This is a genomic window from Neobacillus sp. YIM B06451, from assembly GCF_032667185.1.
GTDB lineage: Bacteria > Bacillota > Bacilli > Bacillales > Cytobacillaceae > Bacillus_D.
The window spans coordinates 248051-269659 of sequence record NZ_JAVFKJ010000002.1; the positions used below are offsets into that span (position 1 = coordinate 248051).

At 39.7% G+C, this 21609-nt stretch carries 19 protein-coding genes and 2 riboswitches; of the genes, 5 read left to right on the forward strand and 14 right to left on the reverse strand.

Going from position 1 to position 21609, the window contains the following annotated elements; genetic code table 11:
• Positions 1-137 precede the first annotated feature (137 nt).
• Positions 138-812: a C39 family peptidase gene (locus RB160_RS05705; protein WP_316569267.1), complete on the reverse strand. Its 675-nt coding sequence runs from the start codon at positions 810-812 to the stop codon at positions 138-140.
• 498 nt (positions 813-1310) lie between these two features.
• On the opposite strand from RB160_RS05705, the gene RB160_RS05710 reads away from it, so the two are divergent.
• Positions 1311-2516 (forward strand): hypothetical protein, encoded by a 1206-nt coding sequence (locus tag RB160_RS05710; RefSeq protein WP_316569268.1) that lies wholly within the window; start codon positions 1311-1313, stop codon positions 2514-2516.
• 109 nt (positions 2517-2625) lie between these two features.
• The gene (locus RB160_RS05715) at positions 2626-3627 is read left to right on the forward strand and encodes a D-glucuronyl C5-epimerase family protein (protein ID WP_316569269.1); all 1002 of its coding nucleotides are present in this window, start codon (positions 2626-2628) and stop codon (positions 3625-3627) included.
• A 270-nt stretch (positions 3628-3897) separates the two neighbouring features.
• Here the strand turns inward: RB160_RS05715 and RB160_RS05720 are convergent, their stop codons facing one another.
• The 9 genes from RB160_RS05720 to RB160_RS05760 all read right to left on the reverse strand — a co-directional run bounded on the left by RB160_RS05720 (position 3898) and on the right by RB160_RS05760 (position 12925).
• Positions 3898-4179, reverse strand: a complete 282-nt coding sequence (locus RB160_RS05720; RefSeq protein WP_316569270.1) for a hypothetical protein — start codon at positions 4177-4179, stop codon at positions 3898-3900.
• Positions 4169-4678, reverse strand: coding sequence for a hypothetical protein (locus tag RB160_RS05725; RefSeq protein ID WP_316569271.1), 510 nt, complete (start codon positions 4676-4678; stop codon positions 4169-4171). The genes RB160_RS05720 and RB160_RS05725 overlap by 11 nt, the downstream gene beginning before the upstream one ends.
• 1 nt (position 4679) lies before the next feature.
• Positions 4680-5771 (reverse strand): hypothetical protein, encoded by a 1092-nt coding sequence (locus RB160_RS05730; RefSeq protein WP_316569272.1) that lies wholly within the window; start codon positions 5769-5771, stop codon positions 4680-4682.
• The gene (locus tag RB160_RS05735; RefSeq protein ID WP_316569273.1) at positions 5771-6052 is read right to left on the reverse strand and encodes a hypothetical protein; all 282 of its coding nucleotides are present in this window, start codon (positions 6050-6052) and stop codon (positions 5771-5773) included. Before RB160_RS05735 ends, RB160_RS05730 begins: the two co-directional genes overlap by 1 nt.
• Positions 6053-6213: 161 nt before the next feature.
• Entirely contained in the window at positions 6214-7464 is a 1251-nt protein-coding gene (locus RB160_RS05740; protein WP_316569274.1) for a hypothetical protein, read from the reverse strand.
• A 374-nt stretch (positions 7465-7838) separates the two neighbouring features.
• Positions 7839-8678: an NPCBM/NEW2 domain-containing protein gene (locus RB160_RS05745; protein ID WP_316569275.1), complete on the reverse strand. Its 840-nt coding sequence runs from the start codon at positions 8676-8678 to the stop codon at positions 7839-7841.
• Between the two features lie 71 nt (positions 8679-8749).
• Positions 8750-8836: riboswitch (cyclic di-GMP riboswitch) on the reverse strand.
• Between the two features lie 774 nt (positions 8837-9610).
• Positions 9611-11791, reverse strand: coding sequence for a beta-propeller domain-containing protein (locus RB160_RS05750; protein WP_316569276.1), 2181 nt, complete (start codon positions 11789-11791; stop codon positions 9611-9613).
• A gap of 345 nt (positions 11792-12136) precedes the next feature.
• Positions 12137-12577 (reverse strand): hypothetical protein, encoded by a 441-nt coding sequence (locus RB160_RS05755; protein ID WP_316569277.1) that lies wholly within the window; start codon positions 12575-12577, stop codon positions 12137-12139.
• A gap of 3 nt (positions 12578-12580) precedes the next feature.
• On the reverse strand, positions 12581-12925 hold the full coding sequence (locus RB160_RS05760) for an ASCH domain-containing protein (RefSeq protein WP_316569278.1): 345 nt from the start codon (positions 12923-12925) through the stop codon (positions 12581-12583).
• A gap of 340 nt (positions 12926-13265) precedes the next feature.
• Positions 13266-13350, reverse strand: a riboswitch (cyclic di-GMP riboswitch).
• Positions 13351-13621: 271 nt separating this feature from the next.
• On the opposite strand from RB160_RS05760, the gene RB160_RS05765 reads away from it, so the two are divergent.
• From RB160_RS05765 to RB160_RS05775, 3 genes are all read left to right on the forward strand, one after another.
• A complete protein-coding gene (locus RB160_RS05765) occupies positions 13622-14314 on the forward strand; it encodes a hypothetical protein (RefSeq protein WP_316569279.1) in 693 nt (230 codons plus the stop codon).
• Positions 14315-14849: 535 nt separating this feature from the next.
• Complete coding sequence (gene tagU / locus RB160_RS05770) at positions 14850-15776, forward strand: polyisoprenyl-teichoic acid--peptidoglycan teichoic acid transferase TagU (RefSeq protein ID WP_316569280.1); 927 nt, start codon at positions 14850-14852, stop codon at positions 15774-15776.
• Between the two features lie 167 nt (positions 15777-15943).
• The gene (locus RB160_RS05775) at positions 15944-16600 is read left to right on the forward strand and encodes an acetyltransferase (RefSeq protein ID WP_316569281.1); all 657 of its coding nucleotides are present in this window, start codon (positions 15944-15946) and stop codon (positions 16598-16600) included.
• A gap of 752 nt (positions 16601-17352) precedes the next feature.
• Here RB160_RS05775 and manA read toward each other — a convergent pair.
• The 4 genes from manA to RB160_RS05795 all read right to left on the reverse strand — a co-directional run bounded on the left by manA (position 17353) and on the right by RB160_RS05795 (position 21561).
• A complete protein-coding gene (manA, locus tag RB160_RS05780) occupies positions 17353-18294 on the reverse strand; it encodes a mannose-6-phosphate isomerase, class I (protein ID WP_316569282.1) in 942 nt (313 codons plus the stop codon).
• Positions 18295-18401: 107 nt separating this feature from the next.
• Positions 18402-18719 (reverse strand): hypothetical protein, encoded by a 318-nt coding sequence (locus RB160_RS05785; RefSeq protein WP_316569283.1) that lies wholly within the window; start codon positions 18717-18719, stop codon positions 18402-18404.
• Between the two features lie 65 nt (positions 18720-18784).
• Positions 18785-20104 carry a UDP-glucose dehydrogenase family protein gene (locus RB160_RS05790; RefSeq protein WP_316569284.1) on the reverse strand — a complete coding sequence of 440 codons (1320 nt, stop codon included), beginning with the start codon at positions 20102-20104 and terminating at the stop codon, positions 18785-18787.
• 68 nt (positions 20105-20172) lie between these two features.
• The gene (locus RB160_RS05795; RefSeq protein ID WP_316569285.1) at positions 20173-21561 is read right to left on the reverse strand and encodes a sugar phosphate nucleotidyltransferase; all 1389 of its coding nucleotides are present in this window, start codon (positions 21559-21561) and stop codon (positions 20173-20175) included.
• Positions 21562-21609: the final 48 nt, after the last annotated feature.

Here is a 21609-nt window from a genome sequence, read left to right on the forward strand (position 1 = left end):
AAACGCATGGATTTATGATCCATACGTCTTCAAAATACAACTATACCTGTTTCTCAATGATCAACTCAAAATTTGTCGCGGGCACCTTTATCAAAAGCGCAGATCATGTATAAGTCATGCGCTTTTTAAGCACCCAACTATTCAAGATAAGTAATCGCCTGGTTGCCAAATTGCTCCCAGCCTGCAACGAATTCTTCTTTCGGAAGTTTTCGGTTCTTTTCATCTAGCGGGTCGTTTACATATACATGGTTTTCATCATATCCGGTCAGAAGCACGGAATGCCATCTATAGGTGACTTTCACTTCCCCTTGTTTTGTATCCCATACCTCCCATTCACTTTCTGGTACGGTATTGAAAGTACTTGTCACCAGCACCCAGACCGGGCGCCCATCTGCCACATGGTCCAGCACTTCATCAAAACTCTGGCCAGTCAGGTCAACAATTTTTCCAGGCAAGTATTTTTCTCCAAGCTCTGCGATTGGTTTATGGAAGACGCCGATCCCTGGTTCATCAAAGGTTTCCATGTTCCCGACAAATCCTTCATTAGGATGGCCTCTTTTCCCGTCCTCTTCAAAGGGCACCTTTGCAACTTCGGAAGCAAGCTCTTCTTTTCCAACCTTAACCCCCGCGTGCTGAAGCATCATTGCTAAAGAGGTCACCTCACAGCCCCGATCAAATTCTGGCAACTGTGAGATATGAGGGGCATCAATCATCGCTTCATTTTTCCGCTCCTCCGGCGGCGACGGGGAATTGTCCATTCCCATGCATCCGGCCAACATAACCCCAACCGCCATAAGCGTCGCCTTCTTCATAGCCGTCCCTCCCAGTTAGTCGTTATAACTCTCATTCCCGGCTGCCTACCAAGGCAAACAAGGGACGGTTCTGAATTTGCCAACCGGCACACCAAAACGCCCCGTCAGAATCGTGTTAGCGGTTCTAACGGGGGCCCAAACTTTCAACCCCTTTACAACAATAAACACTCCTAAACAAAAGCTGTGACCAATCCCATCCGAACCGTCCCCATGGTCCACTGTATGTCGTTCAGAAATTGACAAGATTTATCTTTATTCCCTACTTGGTTCCCAAAACTTTTAATATATCAAAATAAGAACCAGTAATAGATATGGTACAATATTCCTATTAAAGGATAGGAGGCTTTCATGGAAGAAGAGCTTACGATGAATAAATTAGAAGAGAAGTATAACGTCCCTATCTTTGGAACAGGGTCAGAAAAAACATCAACTAATTTTCATTAGGCAAAGATTCATTTTTGTAACGAAACTCAAACTGTCCAGTCGGAGGTTAAAACAATGAAAAAGGCTTTTGGAATCTTGCTGAGTATTTTCCTTCTTTTAAGTGTTGCACCTGCTTTACCCGCGTCAGCAGGTACCCAGAAATGTAACCCGTATGTTGAAAAGATTCATAAAGAAATCGATAAAATGGGATACCAAATCCGTTATGGGGGTTTGGATAATGATGTTTTTATGGTGACTGATGGGAAAGGTTTCCCGATTTTTACCTACGGTGCTGAGGACAAGGAAAGAATTAAAATATTTACCAGTGTAATAGAAAAGAAGGATTGGGCCAATTCGGCAAAACTCTTTACCTTATTAGGATTTCCTCTATCCGAAAAAGTTCTGATTGCCAAAATGGATGATCTTTTCAATGGAAGAAATATGATATTGGGTGGAGAGGGCTGGAAATCTGGTTCAGTTTACGCGAAAGAGGAAAAAGGGGGTAAATATACGGTTATCGCATACAACGGCCCAGGCTATCATTTCATTGCACCTTACCCATCCACAAAAGTAATGTGGGGTAAGGATGAATTGAAGAAAGGCCAAATCGGACGGGCTACCATCTTAAAAGACACGCAATTATACAAGCTGTCCGATAATACGAAATTGACACCAACCAAGAAGCTAAAAAAAGGGGAAATTTACAGGATCTATAATTATAAGCCATTGGCCGGTGGGTTATATGGCCTTGGTGGCGGTCATTATGTCAAAAAAGCCGATATAAAATACGAGACACCTTCAAAAGACAAAAAGGATGCGGTTGACCGGGTAGGAAAATGCACACAGTCTGTAACAGACAAATACAAAACCTTGTTTATTGGTGAAGGTTCATACCCAAATGACCCGTTAACAAATACAAACCACTATCAGCTTTACTACCCGCAAATTACAAAGGAAGGAAAGCTAACCATCGAAATTAAAAAAGGCAGCAGCCTTTCAAAAGCAAACTGGGAAAGCTTCCGCAGCAAGGACTTAATAGGCTCCATTTCGCTGGTTTTCAACTATGAAAAAACCGATAACGAGCTATACAATGTACCGACTTCCTATATCGCATATGCTGACATAGATCCCGAGTTCATAAAATATAATTCTACTGCAGATTCGGTACTCGTCCAATTCGACATAACCAGAATTCCAGTAGCAAATTACAATAAAGACACTTTCGGTTTGATTATAAAACCAACGAAATCAAAAAATGACTTTCTATTAATCTATAAATAAGCCAAAAATTTAGGGCCGTTCGGAGAGGTGTTCGCATGTCTAAATGATGGCTTTATAAATAAGTACGGTCAGGAAATAAATATAAAAAGAAAAGTTTAGGGGTACGGGAATGATAAAATTAATAATCAAAACATTAGCGGTAACGGGGGTACTATTCTCTTTTATGGATAATGAAGCAAGTGCGGCCATCTTGTCGACTCATGCTAAAAATTCTCAAGAGACTTATAATGTTAGTAGTCACAGTTACACTCCTTACATGACTAATTATAGTGTCACTGGCGATTACTTGAATTACAGTAAGAAAAATTTAGAAGAGGGAGGAAGAGTATCATACGATAAAAACGGCATCCCTATGATATTTTATTATGGAAAGCCATTTTATAACCCTGTTACATTGAGTAATCTTGCTCTGGCGGAGCATGGTAGGTACTTGAGAAACTGGGATGTAAACACTAGAAAAAATTTCTTAAAATATGCAGACACTTTAATTTCCATGCAAAGTAAGGACGGTTCCTTCCGTTATGCGTTTCCATTCAAGAAACCGGAATACAATTACAATTACAAGCCGGGATGGGTATCTGCAATGCCTCAAGGAGAAGCATTAAGTGTTTATTCGCGAGCTTACCGCCTAACCAATGATAAAAAGTATCTGGAAGCAGGAAAAAGGTCTCTAGAGTTTCTTCAAGTATCTAAAACAAACGGCGGAGTTATGACCGACCTCGGGGATATCAGTTCAAAGTGGAAAGACTATATTTGGTTCGAGGAATATGTTACCCCTAAAAACAACTACACTCTCAATGGCTACATGTTTGTTCTGTTAGGATTGTACGATTGGTCTAAATTGGAAGTGCAAGGCGATTATGGTCAGCAACAGGCTAACTCTCTATTCAATAGAGGGATTCAGTCATTAAAGAAGGTTCTTCCTAAGTATGACATGGGCGGTTTTACGATGTATGACCTTTCTTACTATACAATGAAAACTAAAAAACCTCATGTTGCAATAGGATATCACGCAGTTCATATTTATCAGCTTAAAGCACTTTATTCGATAACAAATGAACCTTCTTTATTATCACGGTCTAACCTTTGGGCATCCTATGTGAAAAAGTAATCGTGTATCGCATATACTGACATCGATCCTGAATTCACAAATTATAATGGTACTTCCGATTCCGTAATCGTCCAATTCGACATAACCAGAATCCCGGTAGCAAACTACAACAAAGACTCATTCGGTTTGATTATACAACCAATTAAATCTAAAAATGACTTCCTCTTGATTTATAAATAAGGCAAAAATTGAGGACGGTTCTTGGTTGCCGGTTTGGCGGACAATAACCGTCCCCTTTTTGCCCTCATAGTTTACCAACCAAGGACTTAATTAATTCCATTCCCTTTTAAAACTTCTTAAAGATTCTTCAAACCCTTTAAATTCGATATTAATCTTTGCATACTCTTTTTTAATATTATTTTTGCGGATTTTCGGTAGGCGATTTTCTTTGAAATCTTTTGTTGCAGCGGGAAACATTCCAATTAGAAACAAACCCGCAACCACCCAGCCTGCTATAGGAAAAAATATACCAATAATAATTGATGAAATACCACCAACCAATATATACTTAAGCAAAATTAACAAATACCAAAAAGTATAATTAAGCCACATGGAAGTTTTCCACCTTTTCAATTATGTCCCCATTATTCGGTGCTATCATACGGTCAATTTGAAAGCTGTATTTATCCCTAATATACCCGCGAAGAAACATTTTCTCTTCTATTGTTATTTCAGTATTATTAGTCATTCTTTCAAAAATATTAAAGAAGTACAGTTCTTCTTCGGTAAGTTGATTTTTGCTGCTGCGTGCCTGCATGATAAGTAAATCCATATATTCCTTGAAACAATATTGGAACATTATTGCACCTTTAATTTTTGATTTATGTTTGGACTTTTCAATAAAATGATAAGCCTTAAGCGTACTATAGCGAACTTTTAATTCTTTGATTTGTCTGTCTTGTTCTTTTATCACTCTTTGAAGCCGTTGAATTTCTGCCTGCAAAGTTTTTACTTGATTCTTTAACCGGTTGACTTCAGGCTGTCTGGACAGAGCGCCTAGAATCACTCCACCTACCCCAGCAATAATCGGGATCAAGAATGGAACTGGCATATTATAAATCCTCCTCAAAGAAATCTACTAAATTGGCATATATCTTTGCTTGTTTTTCTATTTCCAGGATATAATCTATGCCACTTTCATAACTTACTAAACTTGACCCCGTCTCATAAACCATTGCCTCAATTTGTTTATTTTCGCTAACTAATTTAACGGTTATTTGTTCTAACTCCCTAATTTCCATCCAATTCAAATGGTAAAAAGAAGCAATTTCTTTTACTAGTAATACAAGAGTGGGCCAGTTGATATAGGGAATACCGCCAGTTTTCTTCATCCCTACAAAGAAATTCGTTACAAAGGAAATAAAATATGCAAGGATTTTAATTTGCGACTTCCTGATCTTATCCTTAATATTACACGCTTTAAAATAGCTCTGACATAGTCCCCAGGTTATTCCGTGTGATGCTAGATCTTGCATCCTTAGGGTAAACAAATGATTAAAAGCTTCACCATGCTTTATGACTTCCCCACCTGGATTGGCAAGTTTTGCGTCCTTTGTTATCTTCTTGGTCAATTCGATTAAATAATTTCCTGTCCCTCCATTATCTTTGGTAAAGTCAAAAAAAGAGTGACCGGGAAGCGGAAGACCCTGCTTGGAGAAAGTGTCGGCAATCAAATGACGAACAGCTTGCGTTACCCCCTTGAGCAGACCATATTGATCTGCAGTAACAAGAAAAGGATTATCACTGCGTATAGAGAAAACATCATGTCCAAAAAGAACTCGATGAAAGGGAACCTCAGGATTTGTCCCTCCTCTTGTAAGAAACTTATCACCGTTTGGTCTATCTATATAATCGCCAACATGATGAAAAAGCTTCCCCGCAAACGAGTCCTTTTTACTAGAAGATTCATGAATTTTATCAAGGAATTTATCCAGCTTATCAGAGGAAGAAAAGATTCCTCCAGTCACCCCTGCCATTAGTACGAACAGTATATCCGTGATTTGGAGTTTTGTATCAAGCAACTTCTTGGGCATCTTCTTTATATCTTCAATTTGTAATTGTAATTGTTCTAAATTACCCTGTAACATATTTAAATCATCTAAACTTTTTTGCAAGGAAATATCCAAGACACTATTGTTACTCATCAATTACGTCCTCCAAGAACATAGAGAGAAATATACAACAGATTTATAGCTTTCTCAATTTGGTCAAAATCTTCATTATTTATTTCTCTAGATACCATTCGCCATACTGAGTCAGGTACCTCAATTAATCCATAATTATCCGAAACCTCTTTTATCTCATGATAATTAAGTTTTCTCATATTCTCGCGATTCGAATAACCAATTATCCATTCAATATCAAGCTCCATATTATTATCAGGATTAAATTCCTTTATCAAAAAATCTGCCAATCTTATTTTCAAGAAATTCCCTCCTTTAAAAATAGTATACTGTTTTTTTACATATTTGACCAATCCATTTAATTCCTTATATTTTGCACCATTTAGATCGACAGGGGAAGTCCTTTTTTGAAGAACTACTTAATAGAACGCCTTTCACGAGCGGACGAGGCAGCAGTTGCCGCCTACTCCATCCCTTCCAACATGATCGTAAACAGATTAAAATGCCTCTTCGGATTTTCTTTATCTGTAATATCACTATACTTGATTCCCTCATAGACCACGGTCGGTGTATCACTCGCTTGTTTGTATTCCTCGACGAACCCTTTAAATATTTGTTCTACATCTTGCTTCGTTGTACCCTCGCTGACTGATCGAATAAGGGCTTGTTGGGCAATGGCATGTTGCGCGTTTGCCATCAACAATTCTTCACTTATATTTAAGGTTACCTCCTCGGGCAATTCCTTATACAGTCCAACCACTTTGATTGTACCATCCTCGTTAATCGATCCAGTGACTCTTAAATCTTTATTAAAGTAGTATGTAAATACTTTATTGCCCCAGTCATACTCCCCTGTTATGAGAGTTTCCGGAATTTTTGTGTTCCCAACTGTTTTTTGTAAGGATGGGGTGAGCTCTTTATAAACCTTTTTATACGTGTTATTGAAAATAACCTTAAACTCTTCGGGGTTTACCTTCATCAAAATGGTATGATTGGTTGGCTCTTCTGTGGCGACTGCTTCTGTAGTCTCTTTTTCAGTTTCGACTGTTTCCGGGGCTACTTCCTCGTCTTCGTGTACATCATCCTCTTCCGAAGCGTACAAACTCTTTCCCACAGCCGCTCCTTTTTGATTAACCACGTTTTTGCCATTGAACGAAAGCTCCACCCCGGTAGATAAAAGGACTTTGTCATTTTCAACAGACTTGATGTCTCCAGTAATTGAATGTGCGATTAGTATGATTTCTTCCCCGTTATACGTGTAAACTTCAGAGGTGGCAGGGCCTCTGTAACTGTCACTGATAATAAATTCATAGTATCCATCTTTGTTCATATCCATGGAAAATACATGTGGTGAACCGCTTTCAGAGATATGGGGCAAAACAGTGTTCTTATTGGTATCCGTTATTCTTATGTAAAAATCATCCGGAACTGTTGAATCCCCTTCCGGCTTTCCGCCCGAAATTTCCACTGTTTCAACAAACTCATCGTTATCTAAATTGATATTCTCATTAACAGCAAAACCAGTATCATAGTTTCCCTGCCAGTGATAGACGCTTGCGGCGACAGTAATACTCCCTGCATTATCCGTCTCCTCGGTTTCAAGAGCCTCATTCGTGCTAATCGGATTGTTCCCTTCCCCTTTATCCGAAACCTTCCCGCTCTCACTGCAGCCTTGTAAAAAAAGAATGATTAAAATAAGCAAACACCTTTTCAAATCAATTCCCCTATCCCTCTATGTTTTAGATACATCTTCAAATCCTCGACTCCCATTTACTAGCCATTTTAGGAAGAAGAAAACCCAAGCGCAACTCTATTATAGATGAAAACAGAAAAACATTTTGAATTTTTTAAAAATATTTTCCCTTCCTATCCAACTTCCCTTTTTAGGAAAAATCGGACCATACCCCATGCCCTCCTTTGGCAGTAAGACAGCAAATACCCGCCATTCACCATCCCCCCTGCACTAGAAACCCGAGGTTGATAGAAAAAACGAACCCGCCCGAATGTAAAATTCAGGCGGGTTCAACTAAGAGGCTGCCCCAAAAGTAACCTTTTGAAACAGCCTCTTCATAAAAGTTTGGTTGGCAATTACTTAATAACTACATTAGCGAGATCTATTGTTATCCAACCGCTTTTATTATCTGCTTTTACTACTTCCAATTTCTTAACACCAGCTATATCTACATCTACGTTACTTGGTAGTCCACCCTGTGTAAGTTTAACAGAAGCAAGAACTTCTCCGTCTCCAACAATTTCTATATTAGTATCGTAGTTGTTTCTTGAATTATCATCAATACCTATTAAGCCGGTTATTTTCGAATATTTACCATCTAAATTTAATGAGTATTTATCCGCCCCGTCGGAATAATAGAATTCCATACTATATCCCTTTGTATAAGTTTTTCCAGCAATCTGCATAGTTTTATTAGTATTTACAGTAGAAGTTGCATAATAAGGTTTTAAAATATCAGACATGTAACTTCCATTTAGATTTGTCCCAAAGAAAACTGTATCCACCGTCTTATTGTAGAATGCTTTGTCACCTAATAGATCACCAACTGCATTTACAGGCGCATACATAATTCCTTTATAAGCTAGCACTCTTGGTACAGAAACTCCTGCAGTTTGAAAATTACCACTTTGAATATTTCCCTTATAAGCGATTTTAGTTTTTAGAGGTGTTACGGCATAACTTTTGTAGGAATCAGCTTCCTTAGATTTGGCAGCAACCTGTTTTTTTAAATCACTGATTTGTTTATCTTTTGTTGCTATTTGTTTTTTCTGGGATGCTACTGTAGTTTGTAAGGATTTAATTTGTTTCTGTAGTGAAGAAATCGATTCGCTTGCGGCTTCTGTTACGTTTGAAGAAAAGAGTGTCCCAAAAACGAAAGAGATTACTACCAAAAATACCAAACTTCTTTTTTTCATGATGAACCCCCATAATTGTTATTCGGAAAATAAAAAATAGACATTCAGCTACCGAATGTCTTTGTTTAGATTTCGGTAGCTGGCTGGCATAATCATTTCTGACTTTAGCCCCTAAAGCTTTGCGTCCCAATTTTTCAAGTGGTTTGCCTTTTCGTTTATATGCTATTTTCAAAGGTTATATTTTCCAAAATAATTATATAAGTAAAACTACCTATTTGGCAATATTTTTTTAGAAAATAATTCCACAATACGGTTAAAAGGACCTAAGATTCAAAAAAACTCCCTATAATGTTGGATAATAGTACAAATATAAAAAGGGTAATCTATACTTATAATTGAACTGTTTAAGTCAATCTCATAGTAGCTCTCCTTTTAACAAAATTCTTAAAAAGTATCCAATGTTATCAGACTTCTGGTTACAGTTATTCTGATATAAGACCCTTAGCCTGCAGGAATCGTTTTTAACATCTCCCTTTCGTTTCATTATTCTTCGTAATATCATGGTATATAGCTTTTACCTTCCTTCCTATGCGCGGGGTGGTCTTCGCGGGCTCTCTATTTCAGCATATTCTTCGGAATCCAAAACCCGTTCATTTGGACCATGTCTTGTAGAGGATTGGACTGAATCTTCGATTGTGTTGAGAATTCCCCGTCAAAATAATCCATCTTGAACCATATCCCTGATTAGCTTTTATTTTTGAGAGAAAACAAATAAACCCGGTCTTAATGGCCGGGTTTTCATTTCAAAGAAAATCATGAACTTGTAGGGCTCTGACAAAACCCATTTACCAGTTTAAAAAAAGCAAACTCCTTCCACCCCAAGCATTAGTATAGCAATGGAAATTAGAAAAGTTCCGTGCTTCCTGCTTGGATGCTGGTCATGTTTCAGAATCCACCGGAACCGTCCCTTTGGTTTCCGGTGGATTCCATGATTATCTCAGCCCGAGAGTTCCGATGTTTCTGTACGATTTCAAATCATGGCTTGTGATTTTTTCTGGTGACAGCGCGAACAGGGTATCACCGATATACAGGAGCCGCTTGATCTCTGTATTGTATTCCTCATAAATAGATGGCTTCTCGCTGTCCATATGAGTAATTTTCGACTGTAGCGTGAATCCTTTTTCCGGATCGATATTGTATACATAGGCTCCCTGGGACTCGAAAATTTGATCGTATTCATTTGCCTTGCTGTTTTGATAAACGGAAATCGGGAAGGCAAACAAACCCTTATCTTTGTTGAACAGCAGTGCTTTATGGTCATGATTCAGCAGTGAATGCGTCCCTCTCCCGCCGATGACTTCTGTGAATTTCTCTTTTGGATTGCTCATGTCACTAACATCGAACATCGAAATTTTGACGCCGTCAGTCAGGATAATCGGCTGGGCACCCGCTTCTTTTGCCGTCACTATTTTCGTATCATGCCCGAATCCTATCAGATGATTTTCATCATAAGGGTGCAGGTAGTTGCTGAACCCTGGAATCTTCAGTTCCCCGAGCACTTTTGGCTTTGCTGGATTGCTTGCCTCAATGACGAAAAGCGGATCCGTTTCCTTGAAGGTGACCATATAGATGCGATCGCCCATGAATCTCGCAGAATAAATCCGCTCACCCCGCGCCAGTGACTCAAGCTTTCCCGCCGGCTTCAGATTTTTATCCAGGATATATAGAGCATTGGAGGATGGCCTGCTTTCATCCCATGCATATCCCTTTGTGGTCACGACACGGAAATAGCCATCATGTTCGTCCATTGAAAACTGATTGAGCACGGTGCCCTGGACTAATGCCGACCCCTGGAATTCCACGTCCATCCCTTTGACCGAAAACTTATGGATCGTTGTATCTGGTGCCGTCATCTGAGACCAATCACCCCGCGGATGCTCGGCCCAATTCGCAATCGCTAGATAGAGATTTTCCTTTGACATATACATTTGTTCCCCGCTTCCAAGGTAGGTGGTGACAGCGGCTTTTTTACCATTATGATTGAGGTCGATCGCTGCAATCATTGTATAATTAGGCTCTTTGGATTCCGGGAAATAATTGATTTCATCATAACTGACGATTTGTTCCGCCGGCTTTGTTGCTGTATCCGAATACTTCGGACGAATATCAATAGCTTCGTTTTCGCGCAGCAACCAGTAATCAGGATGGTGCCTGGTGACCAGATACACAATCCCTTCCACTTTCCGCGCCGACACATAGCCTCCCTCCAGCTCGACCTCCCGTACCTGGACTGGTTTAGCCGGATTTTTCACATCATAGATGATTGCCTTTGCTGATTGCATCATCGGGGCAATCTTAGAATCCTTAGCCACTTGTTCATATGGTTTCGCATTCGTGTGATACGAATGTCCGATTGCGACCAATTTCTCTTCGTGTAAAAAAAGCTGGTACGGCATAAACTTTCCGTTATAGGAAATCCTCGACAAAAGCTTCATATCCTCTTCGGGCGCAGCCTGAATGATGCGGACTTCATTTTCTTCCGCCTGAAAAATATGCTTTCCGTCTGTTTTGACAAGGTCCGCTTCGTCGACTCCCTGGACTTGATTGTTCGTTTCGGAGTGGGCTGCCTGATTAGCTGTATCCGCGGATGATTTTGCGTCACTCATGGACGACTCCATTGTATCTCTCGAAAACCACCAGCCGCCCGAAGTTTTTTCTTGCTTCAATATATTTTTAAAATAACCATTCAACTTTTCCTTCGATCCGATGACAGGAAGTTTTTGTTTTACAACAAACTTCCATGATTTAATCCCTCCCAAGCTTCTCCCTGCCGAAGATTGGAGGTCTTTATTAAAATTTAATGTGTAAAATCTTGCGTCAAGAGGATACCCGTCTCCAGGAGGGTCAATATAGATCGTTTTTTGATCATCGCTTAGAGACAGTTTTGTTTTGATTTTCTTGCCTAGATCATCCAGAACATAGATTGAATCAGAATGAAGGCTTTCCTTCGCGACTTTTTCGGTAAACTGAATGCTCCAAACCTTATTGGCCATTACAATGGCCTCTCCTTCTCCGTCCCACGCATTTGCCACCTTGAATTGCGTTGAAAAGTAGTAAGAAAGACCGGCAATAAACAGCAGCGAAATCCCGCCGAAAATAATCCACTTTTTCATTTTTACCCCTCCTGTAAGATTAGACGGGAGCGGTGCCGATCTTGTGTCATAGCTTTAGGAAAAAAAGTGTCAGACCCGCTGGTGCCACGGTGACGGTTCTTCTGGCATGTATATACCATCCGAACCGTCCCCATGGTCTACACCATACACACATTTCACAGACAGGCAAAAAATACACAAGGTTACCCATTCAAAAACGCCCCCTTTAGACCCGCGCCAGCAGGCCTAAAGGGGGCGTCAATCGTTTGGGCAATTGTAAATAACACTACTGGCAGAGTTAAGCAAGCTACCGGAACAGTTCTTCCGGCATCTATAAGCCATGAGAACCGTCCCCATGACCCATCTTCACCACAAATCCGGCTTCACGACCATGAACCAGAGCATTGCCATCAACAAAATTATGTAGGTCCAGATGGTGCGCTTCAGTTTTGCGGTAAGTGCTATTTTATTTGCACCTTCTTCGGCAAATTTCCGAAGTGTTGGCGAGAATGCCCGTGCCAGGAAAAAGAGGGAGGCGAACAGCAGCGCCAGGGTTCCGACAATCCACGGTGTTTTCCATGTCCAGGGGCCGAGGATGACGAGCAGCACTCCTGTTCCAACCAGTACATGGCCGGCGTGCTTAGACAGCCGCACGACTGACTTCAACAAAGCCAAATAGACCTCCAGTTCTTTCTCCACAGCATCAGGCAACTTTTTCACAATGGGCATCAAAATGAAGAAAGGCCCAATTGACGCAATCGCGCTTGCGACGTGAAGATAAATAATGATTCGGTACAATAAATCCATTTCTTATTCTTCAACAGGGCTGAATTCATGCACCCAGACGCGCATTTGCGGAAGCCAAGGCATTCCCGGATGATAAGATAGGATCGACTGCTTGTACGCTTCTACATTTTCAAAGCCTTCGCGCTCGGCATCTGCATCCGTCAATTCTCCCAGTGATTGGGAATAGACATTGTCCACGACGAATTTCTTTCCTTTTAACTCCATGATTTCGCCTACATCCGCATAACGGCCGTTACGGCGCGTAGCCGTTTTCTTGCCTTCCAGCACTTTATTGATGTCATTTTCCATTGTAATAAGACGCTCAATCTCACACGTTTTTGGCGGCAAAGCATTGTTCTGTTCATTCATTGAAAAAAACTCCCATCCTTTTGCTAATCTATAATGTAGCATATATTGAAAAAAAAGTTCCACAGGGAGGGTTATTCTGGTCTAAAAGTACCCTTCTCATGGTTTGCTTACTGACCAAAAAGCCACAAGAACCGTCCCCATGGTTTAATGATGAAGTAAGAACGGGAATGGGCAAAAAAAAAGAATAATGGCAGCCCATTATTCGAGTTTACATTTGTTAATTGTATCGTTTTTTTCCACATCTCAGACATTCACTGGTGTAGTAGGAATATTTATGGTTTCTGCGCAGGAAACAAACAATGGACTTAAACATGTAGAACACACTCCTCTACTGAATAAACCCGGTAATCCAGCCGTCATAGTAAAAATACCTTAGACCTGAGACTTTGCGTCCCAATTTTTCAATAGGTTTGCCTTTATCAGATTCTTAGTCCAATTTTACTACTGCGAGATAGGTTATTAAAGGGAATACATTCGACTTTTTCTGACAAGTAATGCAAAGTCACAAGCTAGCTTACTTAACTCCCTCATAAAAGACCTCGTTATAAATAAATACCAACCATTAGTTCATGTCGCTTATTTCACAAAAGCAACATATTTAGCAAACCTTTCCTACAATCTATATTAATATTGGTATTCTTCTAGTATAATTGTCCTAGGAATTTAGTAATACGAATTATTTTAGGGGGTATCAAGATGAAAAAATTAGTACTTTGTTTAGTTTCAGTATTTCTGCTAGTTGTAGCATCCGCATGCAGTGGCGATGCAAACACTTCATCTGCTAAGTCAGGTGACGACAAAAAATCGGAAGAAACCGCTGAACAGAACAACGAAACGAAATCGGATGATTCAACTTCGGAGGAAACGGAATCCGAAGAATCCACTTCTCAGGAAACAAAAGCAACCATTTCTGCTGAAGAAGCTTACGCGTATGGATTGGCACATGACCTTCCAATCATCACAGAAGATGCACTTGAGTTAGGACAAGTATCATATGATTTTATCGCTAATAATCATACACTCTTCCCTGCAAAAACTGATGCGGACATACAAAAGGTAAAAAGTATGGTAGACTCCTCAGTCAATTACAAACTTCTAAATAAAAATCCATCACCTTATTTTGAAAAGATCGTTTCATTTGAAGGTGATGTCATTACGGTTGAAGAACAGAATTTAGAAAACGGTGATGTTGTTTCTGTCACCCATATAATGGATGATGAAGGAAACTCTTATGAAGTCATTATGTATAAGAGTACTGGAGATTTACTAGAAGAGGATCGGGCACGTTTCTGGGGATTGCCTTTAGGTGCTTATTCGTTTGAAAATGTATCTGGCGGCTCAACGAATGTGCAGGAATTTTTCGGTGCGACAATCGAAAAAATTCAATAAGCAGTTTTACATAGAACTGCGTGTAGATATAGTATATCGATAGTTTAAAGTGCAACAAAAAAACTTGATTAACATAATAAACTTGAAACGAATCCGAAACCGTCCCGGATTCGTTTTTTATTTCCATAGCAGTAGAAATCATTCCCTGGCAGCCTTATCAGTTCGCCCCATAAACAATTGGATTGAACCCAGGGATCTAAACCACCCCCTCCTTGCAAAAGAAAAACCCTTAGTGTTGCTCTATATCCCAGTAGTCGACAGCTCCCGCCCCCTGTTTTCTACAGAAACACTGTAATCCCATCTATTTAAATCAAAAATCTGCCTTAGGGAGGAAGCGTAAGGAAGACTTCGTCTTTGATGATGAAGAGTAGGGGAATGTGAATTGCTAGATTGATATTAAGAAAGGTAATGTCCAAACCCTAACCCTCACTTTGCTAATATTTGCCGAACCTTGTAAATTAATTGAAATTCTCATAGATAAAACCCCAATTTTTTGCTATTCTGAGAGAAGGCGTATTAGACATCGGAGGGTAAAATGAGAGCAGAAAAAAAGAAAAAGAGAAGTTGGGTTAAAATTGTTTTTATTAGTCTATTCATTTTGTTTTTAGCAGTTGGCACTTACGCCTTTACTGTGTATAGATCACTAACAAGTACTGTGGATACGATGCATCAGCCGTTGGAACGAGAGAAATCCGAAAAGCGGGAAGAAAAGATAACTTTAAAAAAGCAGCAGCCGTTTTCTGTGCTTATGCTTGGAGTGGATGAGAGGAAAGGTGACAGAGGGCGTTCCGACTCCATGATTGTCCTGACAGTTAATCCAAATAATAAATCAGTTAAAATGCTGAGCATCCCAAGGGATACGCGAACTGAAATCGTCGGCCGCGGGAGAGAGGACAAAATCAACCATGCCTATGCCTTTGGCGGGGTTGAAATGGCCATGAATACAGTAGAACACTTCCTAGATATCCCAATTGATTATTATGTCCAAATCAACATGGAAGGGTTCAAGGATATTGTTGATGCTGTAGGCGGGGTAAGGGTTAACAATACACTTGATTTTACTTATGAAGGCGAACATTTTCCTAAAGGGGAAATTAATTTAAATGGTGAAACTGCCCTAAAATATTCGCGTATGAGATACGAAGATCCACGTGGGGATTTTGGCCGGCAATCAAGGCAACGGCAAATCATCCAGGCTGTTATTAATAGAGGGGCTTCATTTCAAAGTTTAACAAATTTCGGAGATATTTTTGGAGCACTTGGCAAAAATGTACGAACCAACCTAACCTTTAATGAGATGGTTGAAATCCAAAAGAATTACAAAGATGTGGGCAAAGACGTTCAGCAAATGGAGCTGAAGGGGACTGGCACAAAAATCAATAGAATTTATTATTACCTTGTTCCTAATGAAGTCAGACAATCCATTCAAAACGATCTCAAGGACCAATTGGAACTGAAATAAAGTTTTGACAGGTGTAAATAAGCACCTGTCTTTTTATTTGAAATTGGCAGTTTCGTTTAAGAATTATTTAAGGAATTATTCTAGTTCTCTTAAAATGGTTATCCTTTTTTGTCAAACTTTGATAGATTAAAGATATACGGACCATCTTACAAAAGGAATGAACAGAATTGGAGAATGTTGTTGTTTTTGGGTCAGGGAGACATAGCAAGGTGATTATCGATATCCTTGAAATGATGGGCAGTTACCGTATTATTGGGATCATTGATGGAGCCCGTGAAATTGGGGAAGAAATTATGGGGTATAGCGTTATTGGCGATTTACCGATATTAAAAACGCACCCGCATACCATTACCGGAGGAATCGTTGCACTTGGGGAAAACGGGGCTCGACGTAATATGGTGAATGATATTCTAAGAATGGATAAAAACTTTAAATTCATTCGTGCCATCCATCCTTCAGCAGTTATAGGAAATTATGTATCGATTGGCAATGGAACAGCCGTTATGGCTAATACAGTCATAAACAGTGCTACCACAGTTGGCGACCATTGCATCATTAACACAAAATCATCCGTTGACCACGATTGCCAGCTTGGTGACTTTGTCAGCATTGCCCCTGGGGCAACACTTGGCGGTGGTGTTACAGTGGGCGACCATTCAACTGTTTCACTAGGAGCAAATGTAATTCATAATATTACGATTGGCGAGCATACAGTGGTCGGCGCCGGGTCAACCGTTCTTAAAAATATCGGTGCATATGCTGTTGCCTATGGAACACCCGCCAGAAAAATCAGAGTCCGGGCCGAGGATGAAACATATTTATAAAAACGCTTCTCAAAATGTAGCAGCCCATAAAAGGACTGCTACATTTTATTATGTGAATTATAACCCAATCTATCGTCGCCCCTTTTGGCGGCCAACATTAAGCTCATCGTGGAGATTGTTGCAAATGAACCAATAAAAAGGCCAATCAATAACATTAGCATTTCTCCAACACCCCATTTATAGTTTCTACTATAAATGTACCCACATAGTTTACAAAGTAACCCATTGGAAAAAAGTCGCCATCTTCCCGGTGCACAATGATATGCCCTATCTCCGGTGGCCCATACCGTGCAGCAGCTTCCCTTCAGAAACAACCCCAAACCAACTCCAATCCCAATATAAACGCAATTGTCCAGGCCCTTTGCCGCTCCCATCCCGCTTCGGCTAAAGCAGTTGCCCTCACGTCGTTATCCATAAGGAACAGGAATCACTAAATGCTCAATAAGAATATGATAAAGTGGATATCAACGTCATTTTCCTAGAGGTATTCGGAATGGTCCCGTAAGTTTTACTACTTACATCGAGTTTAACAGCTCTAAATGTTCCTACACCTAACCCTTCCAGATTAAAAGTAGTGAAGAATGCCATCACTTCCTAAAGAGTTTCTTCTGGTGTTAAAGTAGGAATTACGGTGAAATCTATGATAATCCCATCAGGCCGGCCAACCCCGCAGACAAACTTTTTTACACCTGCTCCAATCGCTCCAATAAGCATTTCTCATCACCTACTCTACTAAACTGCACTCATTGAATTTATAAGTGCGAAACAATCATTTCCGCCTTTCCAACAAGATTGAATTCATCAAACCCATGCGGCAGAAGAAAATGATCGCCCTTCTTAAACGAATATTCCTTCTTGTCCTTTAAAAGTGTGCCATTCCCATTGAGAACGCTTACGAGTTTGAAAGGCTTCCTTTGTTGAAGAGTGGCTTGACCATCGACTTCCCATTTATGGACTGTAAAATACTCGTTTTGAACATAGGTAGTCACTGTCACGCCATCCTTAACTTGAATAAGCGGTTCAACCTTTGGATCAATCGAAGGTACAGTCGCTACCGCTAACGAGCGCTCAATATGCAGTTCACGAAGATTGCCATCCTTGTCTTTGCGGTCATAGTCATAAACACGATAGGTGGTATCCGAATTTTGCTGGGTCTCAAGGATTACAATCCCCTTGCCGATTGCATGGATAGTCCCGCTTGGCACCATAAAAAAGTCGCCGCACTTCACAGGAATCCTTCTTAGCAGCCGATCCCATTCTCGGTTAGCCACCATAAGTTGTAGCTCTTCCTTTGTTTTTGCCTGGTGGCCATAGATGATCTCCGCGCCTTCTTCGCAGTCAATAATATACCAGCATTCGGTCTTACCAAGTTCCCCATTTTCATTCTCACGTGCGTAGGTGTCATCCGGATGAACCTGAACCGATAAATCGTCACAAGCATCGAGTATTTTAATTAGAAGTGGAAAGCGGTCGCATTCAATATTCCCAAAAAGTCCCCGGTTGCCTTCCCAAAGATCGTTTAAGGACAGGCCGTTTAATTCGCCATTCCTTACTCGGCTATTGCCGTTGCTATGCGCTGCAAAAGCCCAACACTCCCCCGTTTGGGGATAAGGGGGGTTATAACCAAAATCCCTCAGCCTTTCCCCGCCCCAAATCCGCTCCTTAAAATCCGGTTCAAAAAATAAAGGCTCCATTACCTAACCCCTTCACCTTTTCTCTGTGAAATATAAAAGTTACCAAAAAAGAGGAATACCCCTAACCCGTCAAGTCCCAAATCCATAATTGATGCTGCCACTCATCTTTAGCAGCCTAAGCAACCGTCACAATCAAGCATAATAATACGGACAACGGGACTTACAAAAAATATAACGAGCAGGAAGACAAGAAAACCAAACACTAGAACGTGTGTAGATCTCCTAAGTGCCAAGTTTAAAACTTTCACATTCCCTGCTGTTCCTTGTGATATAAATTTAAGATTTTTTATAGGATTCACTGCTTCATTTGATATTAACGGTGTTTTCTCTCGTAAATTACGGGAGCTGAGTGAAGAAAAATACCCGATTACCCATATAGTCGCTACATAGATCCAAAAGGAGTTCTTCATTTCAATTTTCTCCATTACAAAAACCCCCCGCCAAAGCCTGGCGAGGGACAAAGTCAGTGAAACTATGATTGTTAATGAACTTAAACTAATACTGTTCTAAGATTGTAGATTGTCTCTCTCCCAATAGAATCATAAATTATATTTGCTTTCCTGACACTTGCTAAGTCATAGCAATTCCGTCCATCGAGAATAATAGGATGTTTCATATATTTGCTATACTTGTCCAAATCAAAATCCTTTACTTCATCCCATTCAGTAAAAATAAAACAGATATCCGCGTCTTTTATAGTGTCTTCAATTGAATTACAATAAGCGACTTCATTTGGATAAAATTTCTTAAAATTATTTACTCCTACAGGATCCCATGCCTTAATGTTTGCTCCATCTTCTAGCATTAACGGAATATTCACAAGCGTTGGGGCCTCTCGCAAATCATCTGTACGAGGTTTGAATGTAAGCCCCAAAACAGCCACATTCAGCCCATTCAAGCTGTCATAATACTTTCGCGATTTTTTTATGAGTTTTAACTTTTGGTTCTCATTAACATCAATTGCAGCCTTAATTGTTTTAATTTCATGATCATGAAAACTTGCCAGCCAGTGCAGGGCTTTAGTGTCTTTAGGAAAGCAAGAGCCCCCATAGCCGATGCCCGCTTTAAGAAACTGATTTCCAATTCTGCTATCCAAGCCCATTCCAAGCGCAACATCTTCAATATTAGCGCCAACACTCTCACAGAGGTTTGCAATTTCATTAATAAAAGATATTTTCAACGCCAGAAAATCATTTGAAGCATATTTAATCATTTCGGCGCTTTTCCTGTTTGTAATGACAACAGGCGTACTAAAATCCTTATACACTTCTTTTAAAACTTCCCCAGTATACTCGTCTTCCACGCCTATAACAATACGGGAGGCATGCATTGTATCCCTTACAGCTGATCCTTGTGATAAAAACTCAGGATTGGATGCAACTGAAATCCGAACATTTCTAGCCAATTTGCTTTTAATTAAATCCTCTATCCTATCATTTGTTCCTATAGGAACGGTTGACTTCACTACAATGATACTATCTTGCTCAACACTTTGGGCAATTTGTTCAGCAACTTTGTATACGTACTTTAAATTAGCAGATCCGTCCTGTTTTTCAGGAGTTCCAACTCCAATAAAAACCACATCCGCTTTTCTGTATGCATCTTCATAGTCGGTAGTAAAAGTTAATCGTTCCCTGTTTTTATTCATCAATTCCTCCAGGCCAGGCTCGTAAATCGGGGATACCCCTGATTTCATTAGCGCAACTTTATTCTTATCTATATCAACACACGTAACCCTATGGCCGTGTGCAGCAAGACAAACGCCAGTTACTAAACCAACATACCCGGTACCCGCTACGGCTATATTCATTAATTCACACCTTCTATTTTTGATTTAATTTAACCATAAAAAAAAGGAAGTTATTCCCCCCCTGTGCTTTACAGTATTACTTTAGCCTTCGATTTACTAAAATGAGCTATAACATCTTCCCATTTAAAATAATGTCTGGTAAAGTCCTCATCGCTAATACCTATACCAGTCTGAACTTCAACAAACTCTAAATCAGAAAGAGCTTTAATGCCATGCTTTTTGCCTGCTGGTAGATGAATAATGTCTCCTGCTTTCACCCTGGTAATATATTCATCTAATGCAAGTTCTCCCTCTCCACGGACAATAGTCCAAACTTCATCACGAAGATTATGATAGTGATAGCTGGAGTTTTTATTCTTGAGGATACAAATGCGTTTTGTTACCATTTCATTTCCATCATCATATTTTGCATAGTCTAGTACCCGTGACCAACCCCAAATTCGCTCTTCATACATTGGAGGTTGATTAAAACCACCAATTAAGTCTTTAATATTTGGGCTTGAAGCTTTATTTGCCACTAAGATACCATCCGGACTTGCTGCTACTACAACATCCTTTACCCCAATAACTGTTACTGGTATATCCAACTCATTAATTAAATGAGTATTTTCTGTATCATCACTAAGAACCCCTTTACCTAACTGTGTAGTTGCCATTTCTTCGGTTAATGTATTCCAAGTTCCAAGGTCCTTCCAATATCCCTCATAAGGAAGTGCAACAATATGCTGAGCCTTTTCTACTACCTCATAGTCAAAGCTAATTTTAGGTAAATCTTCATAATTTTGAACCAACTCATCATAGTTAAGAGGAATACTCCTTTCAACCAATTTTTCTATTAAAAATTTTAATTTAAATGCAAATACACCACAGTTCCATAAGGCATTCATATCGATAATTTTCTGAGCTATTTCATGATTAGGCTTTTCTATAAATCGATTTACTGTAATAAAACTATTTACTTTAGATATTTCTTTAGGAACGATATACCCATATTTAGATGCGGGGTATGTTGGCTTAACTCCTATTAAAGCTAATTCTGCATTTGATTCAGATAGTACTTTCTCCAATTCTTTAATCTTTTCAAAAAAGTGGTCATGGACAAAAGGGTCGACAGGTAATACAACCACTGTTTCTTCTTCTGAAACATTTTGAATGGAATACAAATATGATGCCGCTAATACTATTGCTGGGAAAGTATCACGACGTTCAGGTTCCATAATTAGCGGTACATCCACCCCAAGTTGACTATGAATCATATCTCTTTGCATCTTAGAAGTTGCAATTATTGCGGAGTCAACAAGACCAACATTTTTTAATTGCTTCCAAACACGTTGTACCATTGATTGCTTTTCATTACTAGCCCCTTCTAAAACTTTTAGAAATTGTTTTGATCTTGTATCATTTGATAAAGGCCATAGCCGCTTTCCAGAGCCACCTGAAAGTAATATTAACCTCATTCTTAACTCTCCCAAAAAAAATAACGAGCGTTAGCCCGTTATAATAAT